At 50.3% G+C, this 25,320-nt stretch carries 24 protein-coding genes and 1 tRNA gene; 12 read left to right on the forward strand and 13 right to left on the reverse strand.

All coding sequences use genetic code 11. The features are described from left to right. The first annotated feature begins 204 nt into the window (after positions 1-204). Both IKQ95_02995 and IKQ95_03000 read left to right on the forward strand, forming a co-directional pair. On the forward strand, positions 205-1,587 hold the full coding sequence (locus tag IKQ95_02995) for an MATE family efflux transporter (protein MBR4195661.1): 1,383 nt from the start codon (positions 205-207) through the stop codon (positions 1,585-1,587). Then, the gene (locus tag IKQ95_03000; GenBank protein MBR4195662.1) at positions 1,571-2,635 is read left to right on the forward strand and encodes a DUF362 domain-containing protein; all 1,065 of its coding nucleotides are present in this window, start codon (positions 1,571-1,573) and stop codon (positions 2,633-2,635) included. Before IKQ95_02995 ends, IKQ95_03000 begins: the two co-directional genes overlap by 17 nt. Before the next feature lie 61 nt (positions 2,636-2,696). On the opposite strand, the gene IKQ95_03005 is transcribed toward IKQ95_03000, so the two are convergent. Both IKQ95_03005 and IKQ95_03010 read right to left on the reverse strand, forming a co-directional pair. After that, the gene (locus IKQ95_03005) at positions 2,697-3,983 is read right to left on the reverse strand and encodes a nodulation protein NfeD (protein MBR4195663.1); all 1,287 of its coding nucleotides are present in this window, start codon (positions 3,981-3,983) and stop codon (positions 2,697-2,699) included. A 29-nt stretch (positions 3,984-4,012) separates the two neighbouring features. Then, the gene (locus tag IKQ95_03010; GenBank protein ID MBR4195664.1) at positions 4,013-4,666 is read right to left on the reverse strand and encodes an Rpn family recombination-promoting nuclease/putative transposase; all 654 of its coding nucleotides are present in this window, start codon (positions 4,664-4,666) and stop codon (positions 4,013-4,015) included. 326 nt (positions 4,667-4,992) lie between these two features. Between IKQ95_03010 and IKQ95_03015 the strand changes: the two genes are divergently transcribed. The 5 genes from IKQ95_03015 (at position 4,993) to plsY (ending at position 9,539) form a co-directional block, all read left to right on the forward strand. After that, positions 4,993-6,261, forward strand: coding sequence for a hypothetical protein (locus IKQ95_03015; GenBank protein ID MBR4195665.1), 1,269 nt, complete (start codon positions 4,993-4,995; stop codon positions 6,259-6,261). 15 nt (positions 6,262-6,276) lie between these two features. Further along, positions 6,277-7,263, forward strand: a complete 987-nt coding sequence (locus IKQ95_03020; GenBank protein MBR4195666.1) for a hypothetical protein — start codon at positions 6,277-6,279, stop codon at positions 7,261-7,263. A gap of 97 nt (positions 7,264-7,360) precedes the next feature. Continuing rightward, on the forward strand, positions 7,361-7,783 hold the full coding sequence (locus IKQ95_03025) for a hypothetical protein (GenBank protein ID MBR4195667.1): 423 nt from the start codon (positions 7,361-7,363) through the stop codon (positions 7,781-7,783). Positions 7,784-7,811: 28 nt separating this feature from the next. Continuing rightward, complete coding sequence (locus IKQ95_03030) at positions 7,812-8,885, forward strand: hypothetical protein (GenBank protein MBR4195668.1); 1,074 nt, start codon at positions 7,812-7,814, stop codon at positions 8,883-8,885. Positions 8,886-8,903: 18 nt separating this feature from the next. Continuing rightward, entirely contained in the window at positions 8,904-9,539 is a 636-nt protein-coding gene (plsY, locus tag IKQ95_03035) for a glycerol-3-phosphate 1-O-acyltransferase PlsY (GenBank protein MBR4195669.1), read from the forward strand. Positions 9,540-9,638: 99 nt separating this feature from the next. Here plsY and IKQ95_03040 read toward each other — a convergent pair whose 3' ends face one another. The 3 genes from IKQ95_03040 to IKQ95_03050 are packed head-to-tail and all read right to left on the reverse strand — an operon-like array spanning position 9,639 to position 12,464. Beyond that, a complete protein-coding gene (locus IKQ95_03040; protein ID MBR4195670.1) occupies positions 9,639-10,787 on the reverse strand; it encodes an aminotransferase class V-fold PLP-dependent enzyme in 1,149 nt (382 codons plus the stop codon). After that, positions 10,784-11,422, reverse strand: coding sequence for a response regulator transcription factor (locus IKQ95_03045; protein MBR4195671.1), 639 nt, complete (start codon positions 11,420-11,422; stop codon positions 10,784-10,786). The genes IKQ95_03040 and IKQ95_03045 overlap by 4 nt, the downstream gene beginning before the upstream one ends. Further along, on the reverse strand, positions 11,394-12,464 hold the full coding sequence (locus IKQ95_03050) for a PAS domain-containing protein (protein MBR4195672.1): 1,071 nt from the start codon (positions 12,462-12,464) through the stop codon (positions 11,394-11,396). Before IKQ95_03050 ends, IKQ95_03045 begins: the two co-directional genes overlap by 29 nt. Positions 12,465-12,541: 77 nt before the next feature. Here IKQ95_03050 and IKQ95_03055 point away from each other — a divergent pair. Next, positions 12,542-12,639 (forward strand) — tRNA-Sec (locus IKQ95_03055). Positions 12,640-12,686: 47 nt separating this feature from the next. Here the strand turns inward: IKQ95_03055 and IKQ95_03060 are convergent. From IKQ95_03060 to IKQ95_03075, 4 genes are all read right to left on the reverse strand, one after another. Further along, positions 12,687-12,908 carry a sulfurtransferase TusA family protein gene (locus tag IKQ95_03060; protein ID MBR4195673.1) on the reverse strand — a complete coding sequence of 74 codons (222 nt, stop codon included), beginning with the start codon at positions 12,906-12,908 and terminating at the stop codon, positions 12,687-12,689. Between the two features lie 3 nt (positions 12,909-12,911). After that, positions 12,912-13,988 carry a YedE-related selenium metabolism membrane protein gene (locus IKQ95_03065; protein ID MBR4195674.1) on the reverse strand — a complete coding sequence of 359 codons (1,077 nt, stop codon included), beginning with the start codon at positions 13,986-13,988 and terminating at the stop codon, positions 12,912-12,914. Positions 13,989-14,066: 78 nt separating this feature from the next. Further along, the gene (locus tag IKQ95_03070) at positions 14,067-15,131 is read right to left on the reverse strand and encodes a glycosyltransferase family 2 protein (protein MBR4195675.1); all 1,065 of its coding nucleotides are present in this window, start codon (positions 15,129-15,131) and stop codon (positions 14,067-14,069) included. Positions 15,132-15,290: 159 nt separating this feature from the next. Further along, positions 15,291-16,592, reverse strand: a complete 1,302-nt coding sequence (locus IKQ95_03075; GenBank protein MBR4195676.1) for a serine dehydratase subunit alpha family protein — start codon at positions 16,590-16,592, stop codon at positions 15,291-15,293. Positions 16,593-16,685: 93 nt separating this feature from the next. Here IKQ95_03075 and IKQ95_03080 point away from each other — a divergent pair, with 93 nt between their 5' ends. The 3 genes from IKQ95_03080 to nifU are packed head-to-tail and all read left to right on the forward strand — an operon-like array spanning position 16,686 to position 18,825. Next, complete coding sequence (locus IKQ95_03080; protein ID MBR4195677.1) at positions 16,686-17,207, forward strand: Rrf2 family transcriptional regulator; 522 nt, start codon at positions 16,686-16,688, stop codon at positions 17,205-17,207. A 6-nt stretch (positions 17,208-17,213) separates the two neighbouring features. Beyond that, positions 17,214-18,404: a cysteine desulfurase NifS gene (nifS, locus tag IKQ95_03085; protein ID MBR4195678.1), complete on the forward strand. Its 1,191-nt coding sequence runs from the start codon at positions 17,214-17,216 to the stop codon at positions 18,402-18,404. Between the two features lie 4 nt (positions 18,405-18,408). After that, a complete protein-coding gene (gene nifU / locus IKQ95_03090; GenBank protein MBR4195679.1) occupies positions 18,409-18,825 on the forward strand; it encodes a Fe-S cluster assembly scaffold protein NifU in 417 nt (138 codons plus the stop codon). 62 nt (positions 18,826-18,887) lie between these two features. Here nifU and IKQ95_03095 read toward each other — a convergent pair whose 3' ends face one another. After that, positions 18,888-19,280: a TIGR04076 family protein gene (locus tag IKQ95_03095; GenBank protein MBR4195680.1), complete on the reverse strand. Its 393-nt coding sequence runs from the start codon at positions 19,278-19,280 to the stop codon at positions 18,888-18,890. A 365-nt stretch (positions 19,281-19,645) separates the two neighbouring features. Between IKQ95_03095 and IKQ95_03100 the strand changes: the two genes are divergently transcribed. Next, positions 19,646-19,888, forward strand: a complete 243-nt coding sequence (locus tag IKQ95_03100) for a hypothetical protein (GenBank protein ID MBR4195681.1) — start codon at positions 19,646-19,648, stop codon at positions 19,886-19,888. A gap of 48 nt (positions 19,889-19,936) precedes the next feature. Here the strand turns inward: IKQ95_03100 and citG are convergent, their stop codons facing one another. From citG to IKQ95_03115, 3 genes are read right to left on the reverse strand one after another with little or no spacing between them, the layout of a single operon-like run. Continuing rightward, a complete protein-coding gene (gene citG / locus IKQ95_03105; protein MBR4195682.1) occupies positions 19,937-20,911 on the reverse strand; it encodes a triphosphoribosyl-dephospho-CoA synthase CitG in 975 nt (324 codons plus the stop codon). After that, positions 20,908-24,018: an efflux RND transporter permease subunit gene (locus IKQ95_03110; protein ID MBR4195683.1), complete on the reverse strand. Its 3,111-nt coding sequence runs from the start codon at positions 24,016-24,018 to the stop codon at positions 20,908-20,910. Before IKQ95_03110 ends, citG begins: the two co-directional genes overlap by 4 nt. Before the next feature lie 6 nt (positions 24,019-24,024). Next, positions 24,025-25,134 (reverse strand): efflux RND transporter periplasmic adaptor subunit, encoded by a 1,110-nt coding sequence (locus IKQ95_03115; GenBank protein ID MBR4195684.1) that lies wholly within the window; start codon positions 25,132-25,134, stop codon positions 24,025-24,027. Positions 25,135-25,320 lie beyond the last annotated feature (186 nt).

A 25,320-nucleotide genomic window follows, 5' to 3' on the forward strand; every position in this document is an offset into this window, starting at 1 on the left:
ACAGTTCTGAGGGGTAGGGACAGTGTTGCAAGCATACAAAACCGCAGGATAACATTGGCGAAGGATTATTACTCTAGCGGGCGGAGGTCTGTTTCATGTTAGCAGATATAAAGCCCGCACGCCCTTGGGCGTTACAACAATAAATAGGAGGTATGCGCCTCCTCCCCATAGCGAAAGCAAGGGGTATCCGGCGCAATTTTTTTGATGAACGCTCAGGACAGAAAATATATATTCATGACGACTCACCCTGTAAGCAGATTAGTTTTCCGTCTCGCAGTCCCCTCAATAATCACTATGATGATAAGCGCGGTGTACAACATTGCAGATACATTCTACGTTGCCGGGATTGATGTACAGTCCCCGGCGGCTGTCGGGGTAGTGTTCTCATACATGGCGTTCATTCAGGCGATAGCGTTCTTTTTCGGGCAGGGAAGTGCCAACTATATATCGCGGGCATTGGGCGCAAGGGACAGAAGGAGCGCGGAGCTTATAGCGTCATCGGGATTCTTCACGGCTCTTTTCACAGGGATAATTATTGCGGCGTTAGGCTTCGCGTTTATGGATGACATACTGATTCTCTTAGGCTCTACAGATACGATACTGCCATATGCGCGGGCGTACTTCAGGTATATATTAATCGGGACACCGTTCATTATGTCGTCATTCGTCATGAACAACCAGATGCGTTTTCAGGGGAATGCTTTTATCTCAATGCTGGGAATAACATCGGGTGCATTGCTGAATATCATTCTTGACCCTGTATTTATATTCGTGTTCGGGATGGGCGTTGCGGGCGCGTCTCTTGCTACTATGATTTCGCAGATTGTGAGCTTCTCGCTTCTTCTCATGCTTTCAGGGCGGAGGGACGGAATACGCCTGAGCCTGCGAAATTTCCGGCCTTCATTCGCGCAGTACCGGGAAATCACAGCCGGGGGGCTTCCCTCGCTGGGTCGGCAGGGGCTTGCGAGCGTCTCAATGGCATACATGAATCAGCTTGCGGGGTTCTACGGCGATACGGCAATCGCGGCACTGTCGATAGTGTTCCGTGTTACCATGTTCGCGACGGCCATCGTGTTAGGATTCGGGCAGGGATTTCAGCCTGTGTGCGGGTTCAATTACGGCGCGGGGAAATTTGAGCGTGTTAGGCGTGCTTTCTTGTTCTCCGTCTGTGCAACGGCGGTGTACTGCATATCACTGAGCATTGCGGGATATGCGTTCGCGGAGGGGATTATAGCCTTGTTCCGGCCTGATGACGCGGAGCTTATCGCGCTTGGGTCTAGGGCATTGCGCTATGAATGCCTCGTGTATTCGACAGTGAGCTTTGTTACGATCTCGAACATGTTTTTGCAGAACACGCGCAGGACAGTCCGGGCTACGATACTTGCGGCATCACGACAGGGATTTATGCTGGCACTTTCGCTGTATTTCGGGCGGAAGTTTTTCGGGCTGACGGGGATAATTTCAGCGCAGCCTGTTGCGGACGGATTAACATTTCTTCTTGCTGTGCCGTTTGCGTGGAGTGCCCTGCGTGAAATGAAGGGGAATAAAATAACGGAGGGGGAAAATTCTCATGTCAAAAATATATAACATTTACGGGACTGACCCGCACGCCATGACTCTCGCGCTTCTTGAAGCCTCGAACGCCGCGAATCTCGTGCCGTCAGGGGCAAATATCATCCTGAAGCCGAATCTTGTTGTGGCAGGGTCTCCCGAAAACGGAGCAACGACTCACACCGGAGTCCTCTCAGGGTGCATAGAATATTTCCGGGAGAACGGAGTCCGGGACATCACTATAGCCGAGGGAAGCTGGGTAGGAGCGCAGACTCTTCCGGCCATGAAGCGCGCCGGGTATGATGATGTATGCAGGCGGTATAACGTTCCTTTTGTCGACCTGAAGCACGGCAAGACACGCAAAGTTGACTCACCCATAGGGCCGCTTGAGATTTGCGAGCTTGCGCTTGAGGCGGGATTTCTCGTGAATCTTCCTGTCTTGAAGGGACACTGCCAGACGAAAATGACGTGCGCCCTAAAGAATCTCAAAGGCTGTTTGCCTGACCGTGAGAAAAGCCGCTTTCACGCGCTGGGACTCACTCGGCCTATTGCGGCGTTAGGTTCTGTGCTGAAGCCGGGACTGATTATCGTAGACAGTATTTGCGGAGATTTGGACTTTGAGGAAGGCGGAAATCCCGTCCACACTAACCGCATGTTTCTCGGCACTGACCCTGTTATGATTGACGCATACGGGGCGGGGCTTATGGGACTCGGTTTGTCCGATGTGCCGTATATAGGTCTTGCGGAAAAATTCGGGGCAGGCTCGGCGCGTTTCACCCCTGAAGATATTCTCACCCTGAATGAGCCAGAGTCCGCCGGGAAATATCCGAGGCCGTCCGGGAGAGTGGCGAGTCTTTCGCGGAATGTACATGAGGATTCGGCGTGTTCCGCCTGTTACGCGGCGTTGATTCGCGCTCTTCACACTGACAGCCGGGGGCGCAGGCAGGAGATATATATCGGTCAGGGCTGGCGGGGGAAAAATATTCCTGAAGGGGCGTTAGGTGTCGGGCGGTGCTGTTCGTCAGCAAAAAGAAACGTGAAAGGATGCCCCCCGGACGCAAAGAGCATCGCGGAAATGTTTTAGGGGAAAAATATTGCAGTGTCAGAGAAAGAATCCGGCACTGCATTTTTTGCGGGCATGAAATTTATTGCTTAGGTGAAATTATGAGTGTCATACCGTCAGCAGACTTCACGATTCCTTCATGGCCTGCCGGAATATTCCCGCCGTCAGATTTTGCCCGCCAAATTTCGCCGCGGCACTTCACCTGACCGGGGATAATTTCGCTTACGTCAGAAATCACTTCAGCCGTGAGTCCCTTCATGCCCTGAAAGCCTGTTGAGACTTTCCGCCGGAGTCCCTTCACAATGAAATACGCAAGGAATCCGAATGTAATACCAAGCGCAATGGCAATCCCCGCTATGAATGTAATTGAAATCTGTAGCAATTCACCGCCCGGCGCACGGAAGAGAAATATCCCGCCGAGACACATTACAGGAATCCCAAGCAGCATTAGCAAGCCTGACGCGCCCGCGATAAGGTCAGCGGACATTAAGATTATCCCTGCGACAACGAGAATGACTCCGGCCCAGTTGAACGGAAGCATTTTGAGTCCGATTGCGCCAAGCAGGAGCATTACGCCTCCTGTTGTGCCGAGAATGAATCCTCCGGGCGTGATGACCTCAAAGAATATAGCCATCATTCCGCCGGATAATAACAGGTACGCGATTTCCGGGCTTGAGACAAACTGAATAATCTGCTCGGTGAACGACATACTGACGCGCTTAACGGTGATTTCGCTGTCAAGAATGATTCTTGCTGACTGTGAGCCGTTCTTGATCCTTCTGCCTGACACGGCTTTGATGAGCGAATGAATGTCCCCGGCTACAATGTCAATGACCCTTTCCCTGAGTGCCTCGTCCGCTGTGAGTGAAACGCTGTCGGTAATCATGGCTTCTGCTGTCTCAACGTTGCGCCCTCTGAGCTGTACTACTGAACGCATTTGCGCTTTAAGGTCATTCATGACTTTTGTGTTCATGTCGCCCTCCGGGATATTCTCGCCTCCGCCTGTAACGGGATGAGCCGCGCCGATGTTTGTCCCCGGAGACATGGCCGCGATGTGTGCCGCCTGAACGATGAACGCTCCCGCGCTGGCCGCCCTTCCGCCGGGTGGAATCCAGACAGCCACCGGGACTTGTGATGACAATATAGCCTGAACGATTCCGCGCATTGCCTCAACGAGTCCGCCTGGTGTGTCGAGCAGGAATATGATGAGGGAGTCGCCGTCAAGCTCTGACTCTCTGATAGTGTCGCGGACAAATTCCTCCATCTGTACGCCGACAGTGCCGGACAATTCCGCGAGGGTTACGGATGATTTAGCGTCTGCTGGAATTGCAAGCAATATTAGCGTGAGCGTGAGCAGAATTTTCTTCATGTGTGTGCTTCCTCCTGCTAAAAAATGCGTTAAGGTTTATAGACCGCATTTCTGAGCCTGTCTATTTGTTCACTGCTCATTCCCTCGGATTTCATGAACTCTATTACAGCGTTGAACATCTCGCTTCGGCCTTCTGCAAGACCTTCTGCGAGACCCTTTGCGCGGCCTTCTTCTAGACCTTGATTGATGCTCTCACTGCGTATTTCCCAATCGTGCAACATCTGAAACATATAAACCCGCCTCCATTTTGCATTAAGTTTCGCCACTTTCATGCGCTCTTCAAGCTCTCTGACAAACGGATCTCCGCCCGCCTTCCCCGTCATAAAGTCAAGAAACGCTTTAAGCTCCCCGCTGATGTCGTCAGTTTTCCCCTGCGTGTTAAGGAATATTGTAACAGCTCCGTCATTGAGCTTCAGCCCGTCAGCCTCGCCGCAAGTATTCATGAATGTGTAGATATGCCGTCCGAGCCTGAACGGGTCAAACGTACAAATGAATATCACATAGACATCGGGAAGCTCATTATACGCTCCTGATCTTGTGAGCGTCTCAGACTCTAAAGCCTCTAAGCCTATAACAGAGTGATACGCCCTCGAACGGCGGGGAAGGTCTTTCTTGTCGGTCGTCTGAATCTCGCAGTCAAAAATTTTGCGGCTGTCGGATTTCGCGTAGACATCAAACCTCACTCCGCGTGTATCGAATGTATACCTTGCGGATTTTTGCGTATTAGTGAACTCTATATGCCCCCCTGATATTACGGCAGCAGAGTCCGCAGCAGTCGCACTGAAACATTTTTATTCTCCCTTTCCTCAAATGCATTTGTTATTTGTATGTGCTATGTTAAAATCTTATCATCCAAAATAATATATTAACGAGGTGATAAAGTGTCAGACTCAAAGAAGAAAGACAAGCCCGCAGAACTACTTAGCCCGGGGGAGGGGGGTATGATGACGATTCCCCTTTAACCGCAGCAGGACTCGCAGCCTCAAAGTCAGCAGAAATTTCCGCAGACATGGCCGCAAAAAGATTCGCCGCTCCGTCAAGCTATGACCGCTCAGTCTACAATGATCCTTCAGCAATGCCGCGATACAAAGAGCAGGTGTTTCAGCAGGGCGCAAAAGTAACAAGCACCGCAACAGGTCAGACGCTCGTCCGCACTCAGGCAGAAGCAAAAGCGATATACGGCGATGAATGGACGCTTCACTCAATGGAAACAGATCACATTGTCCCGGTCAAGCAAGTACACGAACAACTGAAGGACAATCCTTTTCTCACAAATGAAGACCGCCGGGAAATAGCAAACATTCAAGAAAATTTTCAGCCGTTAGGACGCTCAGACAACGCTTCAAAACGAGACCAGAGCAACGAGCAATTTATACAGAATCCCAACTCACAAGGAAAAATCACACGCAGGGGCGCAGAAAATCTCCGCAGAAGCCAGCAGAAAGCACATGCAGCAATCAACTCAAAAGTTCTAAGGAGAACTGCATACCGAGTAGGCGAAACCTTCCACAACGCCGGGACTCAGGCAGCGCAGTACGGAGGAGTCAGCGCGCTCACAGCGTCAGGAATCACAAATATCATCGCGGTGATTAAAGGCGAGAAATCTCCGGGGGACGCACTCTCTGACATCGCTAGGGACGGCGTAAAGGGAGCAGCTTCAAGTTACGTTGCCGGCGGAGGACTCACGACATTAGCGCAGGCGTTTTCACGTTCATCATCAAAAATCATTCAGTCGTTCATGAAATCAAACGTTCCCGGCCAAATCGTTACGGGTGTTATGGCTTTCGGCGGTGCGCTAAAACGTTACGCAACTGGCGAGATTGATACCCGTGAATTTGTGCTTGAGATTGGCGAAGGCGGACTCAATTTCGGCGCAATGAGTTACGGCTTTGCGGTCGGTCAGTCATTGATACCAATCCCGATAATCGGAGGCATTATAGGATCACTCGTAGGAAGCGCGTTAACCAGCGGGCTAATCGGGAGGATCACGGAAAATTTACGGCGCAAAGAACTCGAACACCTCGAACGTATGAGACTGACGGCAGAACTTGAAGAGGCAGCGAGGCAGGAGCGTGCGTTCAGGGCGGAGCTTGAGTCGTATCTTCGTGAATGGTTCAGGGATTACCGCGAGTGTTTCACGGAAGCACTTTCGGGAATGGAGTCAGCATTTGCGGCCGGGGCGAACGCTATCACCCGGAAATTAGGCGGAACAGTTCAGTTTGAGACAGTTGCGGAATACAGAAGGCATCTTGCGAATAATGTGCCGTTTGAATGGTGAAAGGAGAGAATAATTATGCCGTTACCGTTTTTAGTGTGGGCAGCAGCTGCGGCAGTCGGGGGACTCGGTGCAGTGGGTCATGCAGTTGCGAGGGACGATCAGAAAGAAGCCGAGAGAATCGCACAGCGCGCGAAAGATACATACGAGTCAGCAAAGAAATCTCTTGAGACTTGCATGGAAAATATGAATCAGTCGCTGTTATCTTTGGGACGCTCAAAGAAAAATGTCTACGATACATCGATGACAAAGTTCATGCGGAATTACGAGAGAATAGAGAACATACCGAACAAAAATTTTCCCGGCATGGATGAGCTGAGAAATTTCAGGATAACGCCGGAAGACATGTTACAGCTTCGGAGGATGTCAAGTATTTATGAGGGGAGCTTGGCGGCGGGTGCTGCTGGCGCGGGAGCTGCTGCGGGACTCATGGCAATTGCGGCTAACGGCTCATTGACGACTGTCGGAGGCGCGTTGATGGCGGGCAATATCGGCACGGCTCTTACTGGCATCGGCTCATTGGCGGCGAGTCCTCTTGCTGTTGTTGCGGCACCTGTGATGTTCTTCACGGCGTTATCTGCGAGCATGAAGGCTGACGAGAACAAAGAGAAGGCACGACTCATGCTGGCTGAGGCAAACGAGAAGGCCGAAAAGATGAAGACTAACGAGACTTTATGCCGGGCAATCGGTGAGAGGGCAGATATGTTTCACACTTTGCTTGTGAGACTCGATGGCATGTTTTCTCAGTGCGCGGGAAAACTTGAGGATTTAGTTTTCAGGAAGGCAGGCTGCGATTTCAGCAGAAAGATTCAAGGCTATGAACTCAACGACAGCGAGATAAATTTGTGCTTGGCTACAGCTTCTCTTGCAAAGGCCGTGATGTCTGTGCTTAACACTCCGATTCTGACGAAGGACGGAACAAATGTAAATCCTGCAGCGGACTCAACGATAGACAAATTAAACAATGGCCTTTCCGCATTAACTGCCAGCTTCATAAGAGTATAGCTTCAAGAATCAATGAGTCCTCCTGAAATCATCGGGAGGATTTTTTTTGCGACTTGTTCCCGAAAATAATATAATTCGCAGAAAGGGGGCATTTACCATGAAATTCAAATACGTACGCATTCAGGGCCGCGAGCTTGCAGAGAATACCATGTACGCAAAGGGCATCTTCTCTATGTGCTGGGGACTAATTCAGAAAGACATAATGGACGCTGAAGACGCAGAATTATTCCGTGAGATTGATTTGTGGTTCGCTGAGATTCTCCCGTGGCCGCCTCAGTGTCAGAGGCAGGAAAATGTCGTGTGCTTCTTCAAGACTGAGAACACCGCAGAAATGATGAGGCTGATTACCCCGGCCATGAAGCTGCTTGAGAAATACAATCACCCTTTCTATGTCGTCTACACAAACACACCCGGCGAAATTGTCTATGAGGATGAGTATCAAGTTGCAGTGAAGGCTGGCCATGATTTAATCATTGAGAGCGTACAGCTGTCATGGAGCGATGAGCATAAGAAGAAGTGAAATTCCCGCGTTGTGATAAAATTTCCGCATGAACAAGCGCAGGATTGACGAAATCGGAATAAGATACGTTGAGAGCCTCAAACTTTACGAGGAATACGCCGCAAGAATCCGCAACCTGATTCAGGACCTCGTAGAAGTTGAGGGAGTAGAGTTTTACGCGATTGAGGGATGGGCAGAGCCTCCCGCGGAGCTTCTGCGTATGCTTACGACTCTTGAGGAGAAAGACTTGGCCGGAGTCGACCTCGTTACGATTCGCGTATTGTTGCGTTTTCCGGCTGACGTTCTCAGAATTGAGTCGCTCATCAAGTCCGAATTTGACGTTGACCCGTCGCGCTCCCTCCCGTCAAACTCGCGAGTCCTAAAAGACCCCGGCAGATTCGGCTATCCCGCTGTCGTCTACATCCTCTCATTGTCAAAATCACGCTCAACCCTCAAAGAATGGGAGAAGTATAAAGACCTGAATTTCCGCCTCGAATTACGCACATTATTACAAGAGGCATGGGCGACGATTCTCCCGAAAGTGAGTCAGACTGTCGGCACGGAGTCGGAAGACGAATTTACGCGGGAATTGTTCCTTTTGGGCGCAATGCTTGAGAAGGCCGACAAGGGATTTTTGACGCTCAGGGACGAAATCAAGAGCGAGGCACTTTTAGTCCCTCCGTCAGCCAAAAAGCCCCCTGAGCCTGTCGCGGCTGAGACAGTTTTCACGGACGAGGAATTATACCGACTTTTCCACGATGACCCGTCATTGCTGGGAAAATGGAACAATAACGCAATTTCGGCGGGCTTCCCTGAGTTTACGCCGGACGCGGATTATCTCCGGGAAAGTTTTTCGCACCTGTCCGAAATTCTCAGGGCTTCAGGGATTGACACTCTGTCGGAAGTCAGGAATTTTCTTGACGACATGGACAATGACGACAAGGGATTACGTCAGCTCAGGACTCTTCACGACAGCTTCAGCGACAGTCAGCAGTGGAGGGTTGACCCGTTTTCGGCACTGTTCCTTCTTGTACTCAATTTCAGGTGGGACATACTCAAGGACAAAGATTTAACCGCCCTCAACATCAAGAGAGGCTCAGACCGTATCAGCGGAAAAGATTAAATTACAGGGGGAAAATTTATGCGGAGTATAATTTTATGGGTGATAGTGTCATATCTCATAGGCTCATTTCCTACAGGCTACATAGTAACAAAACTCTTCCACAAAGATTCATCAGGCAAACGCGACTGGCTCGACATTCGGACAATAGGCTCCGGGGCAATCGGCGCGACTAACGTGGGCAGAGCAATGGGCGCGGCGTGGTCATGGTTCACGGCGGCGGTTGACATGCTGAAGGGGGCATTCGCTCTCCTGCTGGCGGCGCATATAGTCCCGAACGAGGAGAAAGAGATCATCATGGCGGTGTCAGCGTTCGCGGTTGTTGTGGGTCATAATTATCCTGTGTGGCTGAAGTTCAGTGGCGGGAAGGGAGTCGCAACGACTTACGGGACATTGTTCTTTATATGGCCGTACCAGTCATTTGCGGCGGTTCTTTTCAGCGGGGGACTATGGTATATTCTGCGCTGGCTGACCCGTATTGTGTCGCTGTCGTCTATGCTTTCTCTTTTCTCAATATCCGTATGCTTTGCCATGCTCGGCGCGCCCGTAACTTTCACGGTTCTTGCGTTTCTCCTCGCGTTATTGTGCGTGTGGCGGCACCGTACCAACATCGTGCGAATCATAAACGGTACAGAAAACAAATGGAAGGGATATTAGCCCGGTAACAAGAAAAAACAAAGAGGCTCCCGGAAATTCTCGCAATGGGAAAATCTGAGAGCCTTTTTGTTCGCTCTTTGTGTCTTCCTTCCTGAAAGCCTATAATCCTCTCAGCGCGTCAATAAATCCATCTATTTCCCCCTCCTCTGTGAAATATCCCGGCGAAACTCTCAAAGCTCCCTGCGGAAATGTCCCTAGCGTTTTGTGTGCTGACGGAGCGCAGTGTAGCCCCGGCCTCGTCTCATACCCTAAGCGCGAAAGCTCGTCCGCTAAAATCCCGTTGTCATGGCCGGAAATGTTCAGCGCGAAAACTGGCAGGCGCCTCATCATATCAGGCATTCCCGACAATATTACGCCGTCAATTTCCCGCAAACGCTCCAGGAAGTAACGCCCCGTATCATTCTCGCGGTCAGCAATTTTCCTCAGCCCCGTAACATTCAGCCAGTCAAGCGCGGAATTAAGTCCCGCAATGCCGGGTAAATTCGGAGTCCCGGATTCAAACTTGTCGGGCATGTCCTCCGGCTGTGTCTCAAGATGTGAATAGCTCCCTGTCCCGCCCGTGATTATCGGCTCAACTTTCGCGGCAAATTCGGGATTCCATATGATACCCCCGGTGCCCTGCGGCCCCATGAGCGATTTATGCCCGGTGAAACACAAAGCGGCAAGCCCTAATTCTGAGGCGTTCAGGGGAATCACTCCGGCGGTCTGCGCCGTGTCAAGCACAAACGGAACGGAACGCCCCCGACAGATTTCCGCGATGTCATTCACTGGCTGAATTGTCCCGCATACATTGCTTGCGTGGCTCATGACAGCGAGGTCATATTTTGCCGACTCCAATTCGCGCCGGAAGTCCTCAGCGTGAACTAGCCCATGCGAGTCAGCCTTCACGACTCCGACATTAACCCCGCGGGACTCTAACGCCCTTAGAGGACGCATTACCGCGTTATGCTCCATTGATGATGTCAGAACCGACATTCCCGGACGCAGGTAACCGCGCAAAACTACATTCAGCGACTCGGTTATGTTGGCGGTGAAAGTTACTGTCATAGGGTCATCGTCATACGCACCGAAAAATTCAGCCAGCTTTATTCGGCAGTCGAGGATGATATTCATTGTCTTCATGTCGCGCTGAGAATTGCTGCCCCGTGAAGAGTTAGCCCCTCCCGTGAGCATGAAATCACGCACGGCATTCACAACGCATTCGGGCTTAGGCCATGTAGTAGCGGCGTTGTTCAGGTAAGACATCAATAGCCCTCCCGTATAGCGTAGCGGACGAGTCCGGCCATGCTTGTGCACCCGGTTTTCTCCATGATGTGCCGTCTGTGAACGTCCACTGTGTTTTTGCTGATGGATAAATCGTAGGCGATCTCCTTTGCGTTTTTCCCGTCAGCCAAAAGTTTCAGCACTTCCCTTTCACGCTCCGACAAAAGACGCGCCGAATTTCTTTCGTCAGAACGCAAGAGCCGCAGATAGTCTTCAACGAGGACTTCAAGCGATGACCTTGCAATGTAGAAATTTCCCATCATCACAGTTTTGATTGACTCGTAAAGCTCCTCCGATGTGCATTCTTTGAGGATGTATCCGACCGCGCCCGCCCTGAGACTCTCTACGATTAATTCCCGGCTGTTGTACATTGAGAGCATTATTGCGCGTGTTTCGGGGACTTTCGGCAGAATTTGCCTGAGAGCCTTTATCCCGCTTAATTCGGGCATAGTTATGTCGAGCAGAATAATATCGGGCCTGAGCTTTACGGCCTGCGATACTGCCTCCGCTCCGTCTTTTGCCCGGCCGATTAATTCAATGTCGGGCTTCTTCTTCATGAGTTCCGCAAGTCCTTCAACAAATAATTCGTGGTCATCTGCCAGAAGTATTTTTGTCGCCATGCAGAATATCTCCTTTCTTCATCTTCAGGGGGCAGGTCATAACGGCCATGACTCCTTCTCCGGGTTCGGATATTATCTTGAGACTTCCGCCTAAAGCCAATAATCTTTCGCGTATGCTGAACAGTCCGAATCCTTTGTTATTTTCCTGCAATCCTTTTCCGTTATCCTCAACTCCTACGGTTATGATTTGCGGCTTTCGGTTGATTATGATGTTGACCTGCGACGCTCCCGAATGCTTTACGGTGTTAATCAATAATTCCCGCGCCATTCGGTAGAGAAGAACACACACAGAGTCATCAGCTTTGTATTCTTCCTCGCTTCCTCTTGTGATAATGTGCCAGGCGATTCCGTGAGGCTCAAGAATATTCTGTGCAAGCTCTTCAAGCGCAGGATTGAGTCCGGCCTCCCTCAGAGCAGGGGGACTAAGCTCAAAGATGAGACTCCTGTTGCCTGAAATAATGCGTTCGGTGTTGGCGATGAGATTGCGAATCTGCGGGCGGATATTCTCAGCGTCATTCCGCGACTCAAGCTCCCGTAACATTCTCAGCTGACAGATTAAATCATAGCCGATTCTGTCGTGAAGCTCGGTTGCGACTCTCCTGCGTGTGTCTTCCTCTGTGATTGTGAGTCTTGCGGCAAGCTCGCGCAATTGTTCCTGATATTTACGCAGGTCATCCTCGGAGCGTTTGAGCTTTGTGCGGTCGAGGAATATAACTGCGGCCATGTCTGTTGGAATCGGGAACGCTATAGCCTCAAGATAGCCGCCGATGTCAACGCTTTCACCGACACAGTGAACCGTCCTGTTCTGCGCTATGCAGTCGCGGATTATGCCCTGCCATTTTGCTTCAGCGTTCGGCCAAACATCATGGAATTTTCTGCCGATGACTTTTTCCCGTGAGAGCTTCATTACGCGCTCATACGCCGGATTAACGTCAACAAAAGTAATATTGCCGCCCTCGATTTTGTGTATGGCTATCGGGTCAAAGACGCGCTCAAATAATATCCTGTATGAAAAATTTTTGCCGGAGTCTGAATTTGCCATTATGATTTTGCATGTCCTGATAGATTTTTTCTGACTGTTACATTATAATTCATGTCGCTGTTTTTCACGCACAATTCGGAAGTGAGATTCGTCTGGTGACGGGCACAGGCTTCAAACCTGATGAGGGGCGGTTATGGCTGTCTCTGGTGGGTTCAATCCCCACACGCTTCCGCCAAATGAAGACAAAAATTCCCCCGGTTGAAACATGGCCGGGGGATTCGTTTATTTCGTGAGGATTAATTTGTAGCCGCCCTCATCGCGTTCTTCAACGTCAACATTCCAGCCCTTGTTGCCTGCGAAACGTGATACATTGTTGCGTGAAGTTGCCGTATCAACAAGAATTTCTACATGGCCGTGTTCGAGTCCCGCAAGTGCTTTTTTCGTGAGCATGACGGGCTGAGGGCATGAAAGCCCTGACGCATTCACCGTGATAATGTCGCTCATGATTTACTCTCCTTTCTCCCGGCAGAATATCCCGACAAAGACGCAGAATATCAGCCCGATAACAGTAACATGAATCCCGTAAGCACCGATTCCCGCTCCTGATGAGGCTGCCGAGAAATTATGCGCGACAGCAGCCCCTGCGAGCATTCCGAGAACGAACACGCCAGCATCCGAGTCGCCTTCCCCGGCCATGATTAACTGACGGCCAGGACAACCGCCCGCGAGAGTGAAAGCGAGTCCTGATAGTACCATGCCCATGAAGTTCCATGTTTCATTTGTGTGCGCGACTGGCTGACCCTCGAATCCGGGTTTGAACATTCCGAGCGCGTAATTTGCCGCGAACGCAACAATCATGAATGAGATTATGCCCTTCAGCAGGTAGCCGTCTCCCATCATGAGAAAATCGCGAATCGCTCCGACAGTGCAGAACCGTGAACGCTGTGCGAGCCATCCGACAATGAGTCCCGCTCCCAGTGCCATTAACGCGGGGGCGTGCTGTGAACCGGGGCCCTTCTCCGAGAAGAACACGGGAGCATTCTCCCCGAACTTAGGCGCGAGGAAGAGAAATGCCAAGAGTGATAATGCTACAAGTGGCATGATGAGTCCGGCGGCTTTCGGGTTTGACTCTGAGGCTCCGAGGCTGAATCCGTTCCACAAAAATATTATGCCGATAAAGATTCCGACAATGAGTCCGCCGACACCGTACAGTGCGTTCCAGTCCCCGCCCGAAACACGCAGGTATGCCCGCCAAGGACAGCCGAGAAACACTAACGCCCCTAACATGGCGAACATTCCGAGTCCGAAACGCACGGCAGGCGATGAGCCGCCGCGGGGGGAATATTCACGGAAGAATATTGCCGACAGGAACGAGCCGAGAATGAAGCCGGGAATCTCAGGCCGGATATACTGCACGACTCCGGCGCGGTGAAAACCCAGTGCCCCGGCGATGTCCCTCGTGAAGCACGCCACGCAGAATCCCATGTTGCCGGGGTTGCCGAAATGAGCCAGCGCAACAGCAATCAGCCCGATTAACCCTCCTGCGATTAACGGGCCGTTCTTTGACGTTAAAGACTTGTCCATAACGATAAGACCTCCTGAATTTTTGCTGAGGCTATATTTTAGGACAGGCAATAACGCAATGCACTAACGGAAAAATTATTACACTGGGATTCCGGGGGCTTTCGGGAAGTCCTGCCAGTCGGGGATGATTTTGCCGGGATTTTCGGGGGGGATTCTGGCGCATAAAAATTTCAGGCAGTACCATAAGAATCTCAGTGCCTTCAACAGCGGGACGGGCATATACGCGTGGAGGATGTAAGAGCATTTTTCCCTGGGTGAAACTGTCCCGGCGCAGAGAAACTCTTTCGGGTACATTCCTGTAGCTTTGCGAACCTGCTTTAGTCTGTCATACTCGGCGTTCATTTCAATAGCGCGTTTGATTTCATACACAAGCTCCCTGCCGTGATGGATTTTGAGAAGCCTTCTCGTTTCCGGCGTGTTGAGCGGGCTATCAATTGCCATTTGTATGTAGTCGTTGAATTTCCCGTCAACAAAAATTCTCCGCTCGCTGTATGGAACATTTGACGCGCTTCCAGGCCTCCTCAATATGTTCCATAGAATGCGGTTGCAGTAAAATATACCGCCGATCCTGAGAAGGTACTGAAAGTTGAACAGCGAGTCTTCCCCATAATGAATGTTCTTTCTGAAGCGAAGCCCGCTTTCCCTTAAAATCTGTAGGCTGTAGAGTTTGGCATGAATAAAGTAAAAATGTAGCTTATATATAGCAGATAACGTTTCTTCAGCGGAAAGGGAGAGCGATTCTGTATTTTCTATTCCTGTATGCCTAGTCAAATTCGCGCTCCCCCCTTCAAACTTAACCCCGTAGAAATTCGCGGCGATAAGTTTTCCGGGGTGTTCCCTCTGAGCGTCAAGCAGGATTTCTATCGCGTCATCCTCCATCCAGTCATCAGAATCGAGGAACACGAGATATTCCCCTCTTGCCTCATTGATCCCGTGATTCCTTGCTGCAGAGACTCCTGCATTTTTCTGCGTGAAGACTCTGATTCTGCTGTCAGTCCCTGCAAAATATTCTGCGACCCTCAGTGTGTCATCTGTCGAGCCGTCATCAACTATGAGAATCTCAATGTTCCTGTGAGTCTGCCTGAGTGATGAGCCTATTGCCCGGTGAATGTACGGTGCTGTGTTATATGCGGGAATGATTATCGATACGAGGGTAGAGTCTTGTGTGGCTTGTGGCTTGTGGCTTGTGGCTTGATTATAGCGACATTATCGGCCTGTGTCAAGATTTCCTGTCATCCTTTCTTTGTGGGATATGGCGAGATTATACCAGACAAAAGCATAACCCCGCCCGAAATTTTCACATCACAGGCACGAGTCAACGTCAACCCGGTCAATCATAACGTTCAGAATTTCGCGGTCAGTCTCCCTCATGCCTACCTTCCCGATATAGCCCATATTCTTTATTGTGCGTTCAACATCATCCTCAACGAATCCTTCACCGCCGCGGAACTCGTCATAATTCATGCTCATGTGGTGCGCTAATATTGCCGCGTGGACTGATGACGCAATTTTCGCCGCGCAGCTCGGTTTTGCCCCATCGCAGACAATCCCGCCGACATTCGCGAGGGTGTTTGTGATTGTCCGTCCTATGCTTGCGTAGTCTCCTCCGGCCATGTACGTTATCCCCGCCCCCGCCCCTGAAGCCGCGCTCACAGCACCGCAGAAAGCCGACAATGAGCCGATAAAGTGCTTGATGTATATTGATACTAGGTTGCTTACGGCCAAAGCCCTGAACATTTTTCCGCGTGATATTCTCCATCTCTCTGCGTATTCGACAACTGGCAATGTTACAGTGATCCCCTGATTCCCGCTGCCTGAGTTTATGATTACGGGGAGGGGACATCCGCTCATGCGGGCATCACTTCCGGCGGCGGCACGGGCGCAGGCGCAAGTTCTCACGTCATCGCCCCATGTCTCAAGCATAGTTTTGCCGATACACGCACCCCATTTGTTGTCGAGACCTTCCTGCGAGATTCTGACGTTGCACTCAACCTGCCGCGAAAATATTTCCTCAACGTCAGAAATATTCAGCCCGTCAGCAAAGTCAACAATCCCGTGCAAAGTCATCATGCTTTTGTCTGCTGTTGACTCGGAATCGACTCTCACTTTTTCGGGGGCATTCTCACTGATGATTTTTCCGTCAAGTTTCACGAGGGTGATATTTGTGTGGAAGTTCTCAATTCTTACGGCTGACTTGTGATTTTGACTCTCCGCTTCAACCTCGATATACAGATTCGGGACATCCTCAGCCAGTGAGACAGAGCAGAAATTTTCCCGGACAAGTTTCCGCGTCAATGCTCTTGCGTCATCATCCGCGCCGGAAATGACTTCAAGCTCACGCGATGAGTCACCCCCTACAGCGCCGAGAATCGCCGCGGCCTCTATGCCTTTCTGCCCGCCTGAGTTAGGTACGATTACGCCCTTCACGTTCTTGATGATGTTGCCTGAACATGATACATGAAGGTGTGTTGCGTCCTCCCCTAAAATTTCGCGTGCCTTTGCTGAGGCGTAAGCTATTGCTATCGGTTCTGTACAGCCCATCGCAGGCACTAATTCTTCACGCAGAATCGCTATGTAGTTTTCGTACTGGTCATGTGAAATCATTGGGATAATTTTTCCTCCGCTGAATGTGTATGAAGTTGACTGTGAATTTATCACAATTATATATCATGTCAAAGTTGAGAAATTTTGTCGGGTATGCTATTCTTTGTGCCGTCAAAAATCAGTCAGGGGGGTAAAAATTTCGTGAGGCTTTCGACATCAGCGCGTTACAGCCTCCGGGCATTGTCGGATTTATGCACGTACCCGGAAGAGCCTGTATCAGTCAGCGATATAGCGACCCGTCAGAATATTCCCGCGGCATATCTCGAACAGCTTTTCGGGAAATTACGCAGAGCCGGAATACTTGAGAGCGTGAGAGGCTCACAGGGAGGCTACATTCTTGCGCGCCCTGAGCGTGATATTACGGTCGCTGAAATATTGCAGGCTATAGGCGAGCCGCTGATATTCGGGTCATGCCAGACGGAAAAAGGCTGCGAGAACGCCGTAAAATGTCCCACGTTCAATTTGTGGCGGAAAGTGAAAGGCTCAGTGGATGAGATTCTCAGGTCAACGACTCTTGAGGATATAGCCGGCGAAACATTAACCCTTCTTGACGCACAGCCTGACCCCGAACGCATAGAGGCTAGGCGGAAAGCACAGAAATCAAAGGGGGAGTAAATTTTCATGTTCGTATACTTGGATCACACAGCAACAACACCGACAAGCCCGGAAGTTTTGCAGGCAATGACTCCATATTTCGGGGAAATTTTCGGCAACCCTTCAAGCGTCTATTCATTCTCACGCAAAAGCAGAGAGGCCATCAGCAAAGCACGTGAGCAAGTCGCAAACGCACTCAACGCTGACCCGTCAGAAATATATTTCACAGGCTCCGGGACAGAGGCGGACAACTGGGCATTGAAGGGAACATTAGAGAAGGGGAAAATCGCCGGGAAGAATCACATCATCACTACAGCGATTGAACATCACGCGATACTTCACACGTGCGAATATCTCAAGAAAGTAGAAGGTGCTGAAGTAACATATCTTCCTGTTGACGCTGACGGATTCGTGAGTGTTGACGCTGTGAGGAACGCAATCACCGACAAGACCGCGCTAGTGTCTGTGATGTTCGCGAATAACGAGGTCGGGACAATTGAGCCAGTTGCGGAAATCGGAGCATTATGCCGGGAAATGAAGATACCTTTTCACACTGACGCGGTGCAGGCGGCGGCGCACCTCAAAATTGATGTTAAGGCCATGAATATAGATATGCTCTCGATGTCGGCGCACAAGATGTACGGCCCAAAGGGAGTCGGAGCGTTATACATGCGGAAGGGACTCAGGCCGGAAAATTTCGTTCACGGAGGAGCGCAGGAACATGGCCGGAGAGCAAGCACCGAGAATATAGCGGGGATTGTGGGCTTCGGCGCGGCAATGGAAATTTTGCAGGGGAGACTCGCGGAGGATTTAGCGGTAAATTCAGCAAGAAGAGACAGGCTCATAGCGGGAATATTGGAGCGGATTCCTCACGCGAAACTCAATGGCGCAACAGGCAGTAACAGACTCCCGAATAACGTAAATTTCAGCTTTATCGGAGTTGAGGGTGAGACACTGCTGCTTGACCTCGACGCAAAAGGAATATCAGCGTCAACGGGGAGCGCGTGTTCATCAGAGAGTCTTGACCCCTCGCACGTTCTGTTAGCACTGGGACTGAAACATGAGATGGCGCACGGGTCATTGAGATTCACGCTTGGGCGGCTGAATGACGACTCGCAGATAGATTATGTTCTTGACGTACTGCCGGAAATTGTAGCAAGACGCCGGGCAATGTCGCCGTTATGGGAAGATTACATGAAATCACAGGAGGGAAAATAGAGTCATGGCATTAGATTACAGCAAAAAGGTAATGGATCACTTCATGAATCCGCGCAACGTAGGCGAGATTGAGAACGCAGACGGAGTCGGCGAGGCAGGCAATCCTAAATGCGGGGACATCATGAAGATATATTTGAAGGTGAACCCCGACACAAAAATTATCGAGGACGTGAAATTCAAGACGTTCGGCTGCGCTAGTGCTATAGCGTCGTCGAGCATGGCAACGGAGCTGATAAAGGGACGCACGATTGAGGAAGCGTGGAACCTGACGAACAACGCGGTTGCGGAAGCACTTGACGGACTTCCGGCGATAAAGATGCACTGTTCAGTACTGGCGGAAGAGTCGATACATGCCGCGCTGAATGATTACCGAAAGAAGCATGGAATGGAAGAGATTCCGATGGAACATCACGAGGATTAGCGGGTGAAAAGAGAGTCCCTCTCCTGAGAATTTGCGGGGGAGGGATTTTTGTTGCGGTGATGTTATTCGTAGTCGATACGCTCAATCTTGAAGATTACCGGCCTTGTTCCGTCAGAGCAGCAGGTGATCATAGTGTTCTCGTCCTTCATCCATCCGCGCATAATTGAGCCGCCCTGCAATCCTGTGTAGATATAGCGCGAAATTGCGTCCCACGCCTCAGAACAGTGAGGTTTTTCCGGCCCTCCTGCGACTGTTGAGGGGTCAGCGTTTGTCTTTGTGAGTGTGTTGATGCCCATGTGCCAGAAGTCATCGCGCTCATCGTCCCGGAAGAACTCGAACTCATCGCCGACATTGTAGCAGGGGCATTCGCCGGACTCAGGGTCAGCGCAGTATTTTTCCTGCAAGTCGGGATAAAGTTTCTTGTCAATGACAGTGAGTCGTACTTTGTGTTTCACGAATATGCACGTCCTTTGTGAGATTTGTTTTCAGGCTATCACAATGTTGACGCGGATTCAATTCTGAAGTGTTGCATTTAATGACGGAGGACAAAAATTATCAAATTATCAGGGGAGGGATTTTTTTACTCGCATTCATAAAATTTTCTGTTCCACAAAAAACAAGGACAAGAATTTATGCTATAATCATACTCACCTAAAGAATGAAAGCACATGACTTTTTGGCGTGTGCCAGCAGTCTTATCTTGTCCCGTATAAATTATAACACAGGACATAATAAGATGATTAATAGTTGTGTGCTTAAAATTTTACTGAAGGAATCTATTTGCATGAAGGAGGTGTGAATCATGGGATTCTTCAAGGATATGTTTAAGTCCATAGCTAAGATGGGGCCTTTCGGGCTTGAGCGTCCTCGTGATGCTTTGCGTGCTCTTGAGAGCATCATTCATAGCAACAGAGATGATGATGAGAAAGTCAAACACGCGAAACCCATCTTAATGTGGCTGAAAAGAGTATCACTCACGGGGGACAGAGAAGCTAATGAGGTACTCAACCAGGTAAGAGACCGCTACAGAAATTTTCTTGACATTAACGGCATCAATGTATAGCTCGCAGATTAACGCAACTCCTTCTGTATTGTTGCAGGGGGAGTTTTGTTATGCGCTGTCTTTCTTGTTATGCCGCTCTGATATTGCGTAAATGAAATACGTTACAGCTAACAGATCCCCTGCACCGCCCGGACTAATCCATCTCCCGATAAATTCCCCGTCAAGCCTCCGAATGTCCTCAATCCCGAACCCCGACTCAATCATCTTACGCGCAGCCGTCATAACCTCGTGGGCGGTCTCCATGTCATGCCGTGATATTATGTTCGTGTCGTGAGCATGTGCCATGATGTGAATCAGCGTCATCGACAGAGCGTCATTGATATTCATTCCCCGCGAAATATATTCCCTCAGCGCAGGAAGCCCCGCAAGCCTCACAGAAGGATAGCCCGACTCAGCCTCGCCCCTTATGCCCGTTATGCCGTGAATCAGATATACCCGCTCGCCTTTCGTGAGCATGGCCGGATTTTTGTCCTTCACGCCCGCAAAATCTCTCTCGCAGATTCCCGCGCACATTTCCCCCGCAAGTGTCATGACTCCTTCCGCAGTAACTTCACGCCCTGAACCCGCCGAATATCCCGCGCACGCACAGAGCAGGCCGAGCGAGAATATTTCCCCCTTGTGAGTGTTGATTCCCCCGGTTGCCGCGAACATTCGTTTTTCCGCCTCGACTCCAATCTCTCGCACCGCCGGGAAAATTTCAGCAGGAGGAATCTTATTCGCCCCCCCGCTGAAGCCTTCCCGCGAAAATTCCGTGAAACTTCCCGCAAGGCTCGCCGCGCTCTTCATGAACGTGAAAAAATCCATGTCCCTGTGCGCCCCTGAGTTATTGCGGTCAACAAGTCCGGGCTTGGGAGTCGCTGACACCTCAAGCAGCATTGCTTCAAGTGCCAGTCTCCCTATGATTTGCGGAACTGATGCCGCCTGTGATGTGTTACCCCCCTCCGTGAACGGTGTCCCCCCTAAGTTAGGGGGGATTAAGGGGTGTGCATTACCGTTCGTGAGGACTAAAGGGGGGTATATCATTCTTCATCGTCATCATATTCTTCCTCGTCGTCTTTCTCTGCGTATTCGCGTCCCCTTATTTTTGCCCACAAGAAACGAACACGCCACACTAATTTATACGCCGCAGGTATCGACAGCATTGCCAGCATTCCGCCCGCTATCAGTCCCCCGATGGCAACAACTGCAATCGGCCTCTTCATTTCTGACCCTCGCCCGGTCGACAATAACGGGATTAATGATACGATTGACGTAACGACGGCCATTAACAGCGACTTGAATCGCACGTGGCACGCTTCCTCTACGGCCTCGTAAGGGTGAGTGCCTTTCAGCCGCAGAACTTCTGCATAGTCGACAACAACAATCGCATTGTTCACGACCATTCCCACAAGCATTATCATTCCGATGATGGCGAATATTGAGATGTTGACTTCTGAGAGCAGCATTGCAGGAACGACTCCGATTGCCGCCATCGGGACAGTTGCGAGGATTACAACGCTGTACGTCCACGACTCCAATATTGCCGCGACAACGAGATATGTTACGACGATTGCGATGATTAGAGTCCGCAATAACTCCGTGAAATTCTCGGCCATGTCTTCCTGTTCGCCTCCGAAATTTATTGATACACCTTCAGGAAGAGTCATAGCGTTTACGACCTCGCGCATTCTCGCGTTTCCTTCGCCTGATGTTATGTATCTCACTCGCCCAGTAACAACAACAGCTCTCTCACGTTCAACCCTGCGAATCTCCGTAGGGCCGTCGCTCCACGAAATATCAGCAAGTTCATCAAGCGGAACAAGCCCGTGTGATGTCATTATAGGCAGCTCGTGAGCCGTGAATATATCGCTGGCAAGTGAACGTGAAATCCTCGCTTTTATGTCGTACTCATAGCCGCCCTGACGGAATTTCCCTGAGTCCCTGCCTATGAGATAGCCTCTCACTATGCTTGCGAGATCCGCAATGTTTATCCCTAATGGCGCGAGCCTCCAGCGTATTGGCGTGATTCGGAGTTCAGGCTTGCCCATTTCCATCTCTATTTTGAGGTCTCGTATTCCCGGAATGACTCTGCCCTTTGCGCGAATCTCCTCGGCTATCGTGTAAAGCTGATTCAAGTCCTGCCCCTTTATCTGAATTTCTATCGGGTTTCCGAATCCTGAGCGTGTAGCGGCTATTGAGATTTCCACGCCGGGAAGGTCTGAAAGGAACGGGCGAATCTTGTCCGCAAGTGCCTGTGTTGACGGCCTGTCGGGGTCATCATTCATGTACAGTGCTATTTGAGCCTCACTGATTGAGTTTGACCGCATTGACCCTGCTACGGTTGATACTACGTTCCTGATGTATTTCCGTTCGGGAATGGAGTCAATGTATTTCTCGACCGTGTAAATCATATCCGCTGTCCTGTGAATTGATGAGTTGTTGTCGAGCGTCAATGTGATTCGCACAGTCCCGTCATCAGTTGAGGGCGTAAACTCCGTACCAATGAACGCGCCGAGCTTGAGTGAGCCATACGTAGCAAGCACCGTGAATATCACCGTCAGAAATGGGAATCTCATGGCCGCGTGCAGAATGATAAAGAACATATCCCGGAAGCCGTCAAATATCCAGTTCCACCAGCCTGTGAGAATTTTGCCGATTAACGGAAGCTCGTTGTCATGGCCGGTCTTCTTGATACGGGCGGCAAGGCAGGGAGTAACCGCCATCGTTACCCACAAAGAAAAGCACGTAGCATACACGATTGTTACGGCGTAGGGCTTGAGGAACTGCCCCGCGATTGTCGACATCAGCGCGACAGGCATAAACACTCCCAAGTTCGTCAAGACTCCCGCAAGAACGGATATAGAAATTTCTACGGTGCCTTCCTCGGCGGCCTCAAATGCCCCGTAACCCATATCACGGAATCGGTATATATTCTGTATGATTAGTATTGCGTTCATGACAAGAGTACCCATTGAGAGCGCGAGTCCCAATGTACTCATCAAGTTTAGCGTGTACCCGTGAACCTGAAGGGGGACAAACGTAGCCGCAAATGCAACAGGCATTGAGAACGCCACAATAAATGTCGCTCCGAATCTCCCTAAGAACAGGTAAATCACAAGTGCCGTCAGAGCGATTCCGATAGCCGTATCACGGATAATATTTTTGACCGCAGACTCAACAAAACTGGTATCATCATACGTGTATTCATACGTGAAATCGGGGTAATCTTTCATTGTCCGGGTCATCAACCGCTTAATCTGCCGTCCTGCCTCTACAACGTCAGCATTTGAGCGCGGGCTTATCCTCAGCTGCACAACAGGATGACCGTCAGCACGCGCCATGCTTCTTTGATCTTCCTCGCCGTCAATGACTTCTCCGAGCATTGAGAGTCTCACGGGCTGACCGTTGGCGGTCGGTATGAGTATGTCTTCAAGCTGTTCCACCTCGTTGAACTCGCCCATGAGTCGCAGTGATACTTCATCTTTTGTCTGAGTAACGTAGCCTGACGGTGTAGTCTGATTGTTGGCCGCAACGACTAAGCAGACGTGCATATAGTCTATCCCGTAATCGCTCAGGGCGGCGGGGTCAAGATTGATGTGAATCTCTCTGTCTCTTCCGCCAGTAACGTCAACCCGCCCGACTCCCTCAACTCGCGCCATAACGGGCTGTATTCTGTCTTCTATGAGCTTCTTTGCGGTCTTCTCCGGCATTGATGATGTGAATGATACGATAAGGAACGGCTGTGCGGATATGTCGAATTTGCTTGACACTGGCTCGTCTGCGTCATCGGGAAGATCCGGGATTTTTGCCTTCACCTTGTTGTTCACGTCAACTAGTGCCAAGTCCGGGTTAGTCCCTGCTTCCATCTCAACGGCTACCATTGAGATACCTTCAATTGAGTATGTTGTGATTGACTTTAGATTTTCGAGGTCAGCTAATGCGTCTTCAAGAGGTTTGCTGATGAGCTGTTCGATTTCGTTCGGGCCGGCTCCCTGATAGGTAGTGCGGACAAGCACAAAGGGTAATTCAACATCGGGGTAAAGCGTAACGCCTAGTGTGAAATAGCTTGAGATTCCCAGCAGTATCCATATGACAACAGAACACCCGGTAAAGACCGGGTGCGTAATGCAGAACTTTATGAATCCTCTCATGAAAATTTATCCCTCGTTTGAATCGTCCTGCTCAGTTTTCCCCGCAATGCCTACATTACGGACAATCCCGACTCCGTCATAAAGCACCCTGTTCCCGCTGGTGATTAATGCGTCTCCTGCTTTGAGTCCTGACGTTACTATGACTCGTCCCTCGCGGCCTTCTCCTGTCGTTATCTGCGTGAGTTTGGCTTTGTTTCCGTCAGCAACGTAAACTGACTGAGAGTTACCCCTGTAGACTACGACATTTGACGGGATGACAACAACACTCTGCTGTGTGTCGACTCTGAATCTTCCCTCTACGTATGTTCCCGGTAGTATTCCTGAGTTTGCCGGGAGGCCGACTGTTACGGGGTAAAGTCCTGAGCCTGACTGCGCTTCGGGGCTAATGCGCTTCACGAATCCCTGATGTGTTTTGCCGTCTACCCTGATTTCTACTGGCGTGTTCCTGTTGATTCTCGTTATATCTTTCTTTGACACCATCAAATCGGCTTCCATTTCTTTCGGGTCAACGATCGACAGCAACACCGCTCCGGCCTCTGCGATTTCTCCCGGCTCTACATTTCTTGCCGCTACGATTCCGTTGATGGAGGCTTTGAGGCTTGTGCGCTGTAAAGATGACTGCGTACTCTTGAGCGAGGCTTCCGCCGTCTTCATGCGTGAATATGCCGCGTCAACTTCTGACTTTGAGATTCCGCCCTTAGCGTTAAGCTGCTTGAGCCTGTTATAGTTCAGCACTGCCTCATCGTATGCCGTCTGCCCGGACTGAACCTGCGCCCCTCTTGCGGCTACCTGCAATGTGATGAGGGTCTGCCCGGCCTTTACGGGGCTTCCCACGTCAACATTCACAGACCTGACTATTTCGCGCTCGTATGTCGTTATGTTCTGTGTATGCGCGCTCTTTGCCTGGCCGTAATAGCTTCTCCATGTCTCCCAGTCTGATGTCTTTACCGTCTCTGTTTCTACGGGGTATACTGTCTCGGTCTGAGTCTCAAGCGAACGCAGGTTAGCCTCGGCCTGATTTAACTTTGCGCGTACCTGAGTGCTTACGAGGAATCCGACTCCGGCAAGAGCCAGCACCCACAGCAAAATTCTTATGCGTGTAATAATTTTTAGCATAAACTTATATCACCTCTGAGAAAATTTTGATGTTTATTGTGAAACCGCATTATAGCACAGTGAAACATTGTCATATGAAGAAATTGTGAAAGGTGAAAAAGGATTTTGCCGCAGATTTCATGACGGAAAAATATTGCCTGCCTCAAAATTTTTCACGGCAATTTTTATTCTGCAATATACATTCTT

The sequence above is a fragment of the Synergistaceae bacterium genome (assembly GCA_017540085.1).
GTDB lineage: Bacteria > Synergistota > Synergistia > Synergistales > Aminobacteriaceae > JAFUXM01.

Excerpts from the sequence above, each read along its gene's own strand:
- IKQ95_02995 (MBR4195661.1), top strand. The coding sequence starts at position 205 with ATGAACGCTCAGGACAGAAAATATATATTCATGACGACTCACCCTGTA.
- IKQ95_03000 (MBR4195662.1), top strand. The coding sequence starts at position 1,571 with ATGTCAAAAATATATAACATTTACGGGACTGACCCGCACGCCATGACT.
- IKQ95_03005 (MBR4195663.1), bottom strand. The coding sequence starts at position 3,983 with ATGAAGAAAATTCTGCTCACGCTCACGCTAATATTGCTTGCAATTCCA.
- IKQ95_03015 (MBR4195665.1), top strand. The coding sequence starts at position 4,993 with ATGGCCGCAAAAAGATTCGCCGCTCCGTCAAGCTATGACCGCTCAGTC.
- IKQ95_03020 (MBR4195666.1), top strand. The coding sequence starts at position 6,277 with ATGCCGTTACCGTTTTTAGTGTGGGCAGCAGCTGCGGCAGTCGGGGGA.
- IKQ95_03025 (MBR4195667.1), top strand. The coding sequence starts at position 7,361 with ATGAAATTCAAATACGTACGCATTCAGGGCCGCGAGCTTGCAGAGAAT.
- IKQ95_03030 (MBR4195668.1), top strand. The coding sequence starts at position 7,812 with ATGAACAAGCGCAGGATTGACGAAATCGGAATAAGATACGTTGAGAGC.
- plsY (MBR4195669.1), top strand. The coding sequence starts at position 8,904 with ATGCGGAGTATAATTTTATGGGTGATAGTGTCATATCTCATAGGCTCA.
- IKQ95_03045 (MBR4195671.1), bottom strand. The coding sequence starts at position 11,422 with ATGGCGACAAAAATACTTCTGGCAGATGACCACGAATTATTTGTTGAA.
- IKQ95_03050 (MBR4195672.1), bottom strand. The coding sequence starts at position 12,464 with ATGGCAAATTCAGACTCCGGCAAAAATTTTTCATACAGGATATTATTT.
- IKQ95_03060 (MBR4195673.1), bottom strand. The coding sequence starts at position 12,908 with ATGAGCGACATTATCACGGTGAATGCGTCAGGGCTTTCATGCCCTCAG.
- IKQ95_03065 (MBR4195674.1), bottom strand. The coding sequence starts at position 13,988 with ATGGACAAGTCTTTAACGTCAAAGAACGGCCCGTTAATCGCAGGAGGG.
- IKQ95_03075 (MBR4195676.1), bottom strand. The coding sequence starts at position 16,592 with ATGATTTCACATGACCAGTACGAAAACTACATAGCGATTCTGCGTGAA.
- IKQ95_03080 (MBR4195677.1), top strand. The coding sequence starts at position 16,686 with ATGCTATTCTTTGTGCCGTCAAAAATCAGTCAGGGGGGTAAAAATTTC.
- nifS (MBR4195678.1), top strand. The coding sequence starts at position 17,214 with ATGTTCGTATACTTGGATCACACAGCAACAACACCGACAAGCCCGGAA.
- nifU (MBR4195679.1), top strand. The coding sequence starts at position 18,409 with ATGGCATTAGATTACAGCAAAAAGGTAATGGATCACTTCATGAATCCG.
- IKQ95_03100 (MBR4195681.1), top strand. The coding sequence starts at position 19,646 with ATGTTTAAGTCCATAGCTAAGATGGGGCCTTTCGGGCTTGAGCGTCCT.
- citG (MBR4195682.1), bottom strand. The coding sequence starts at position 20,911 with ATGATATACCCCCCTTTAGTCCTCACGAACGGTAATGCACACCCCTTA.
- IKQ95_03110 (MBR4195683.1), bottom strand. The coding sequence starts at position 24,018 with ATGAGAGGATTCATAAAGTTCTGCATTACGCACCCGGTCTTTACCGGG.
- IKQ95_03115 (MBR4195684.1), bottom strand. The coding sequence starts at position 25,134 with ATGCTAAAAATTATTACACGCATAAGAATTTTGCTGTGGGTGCTGGCT.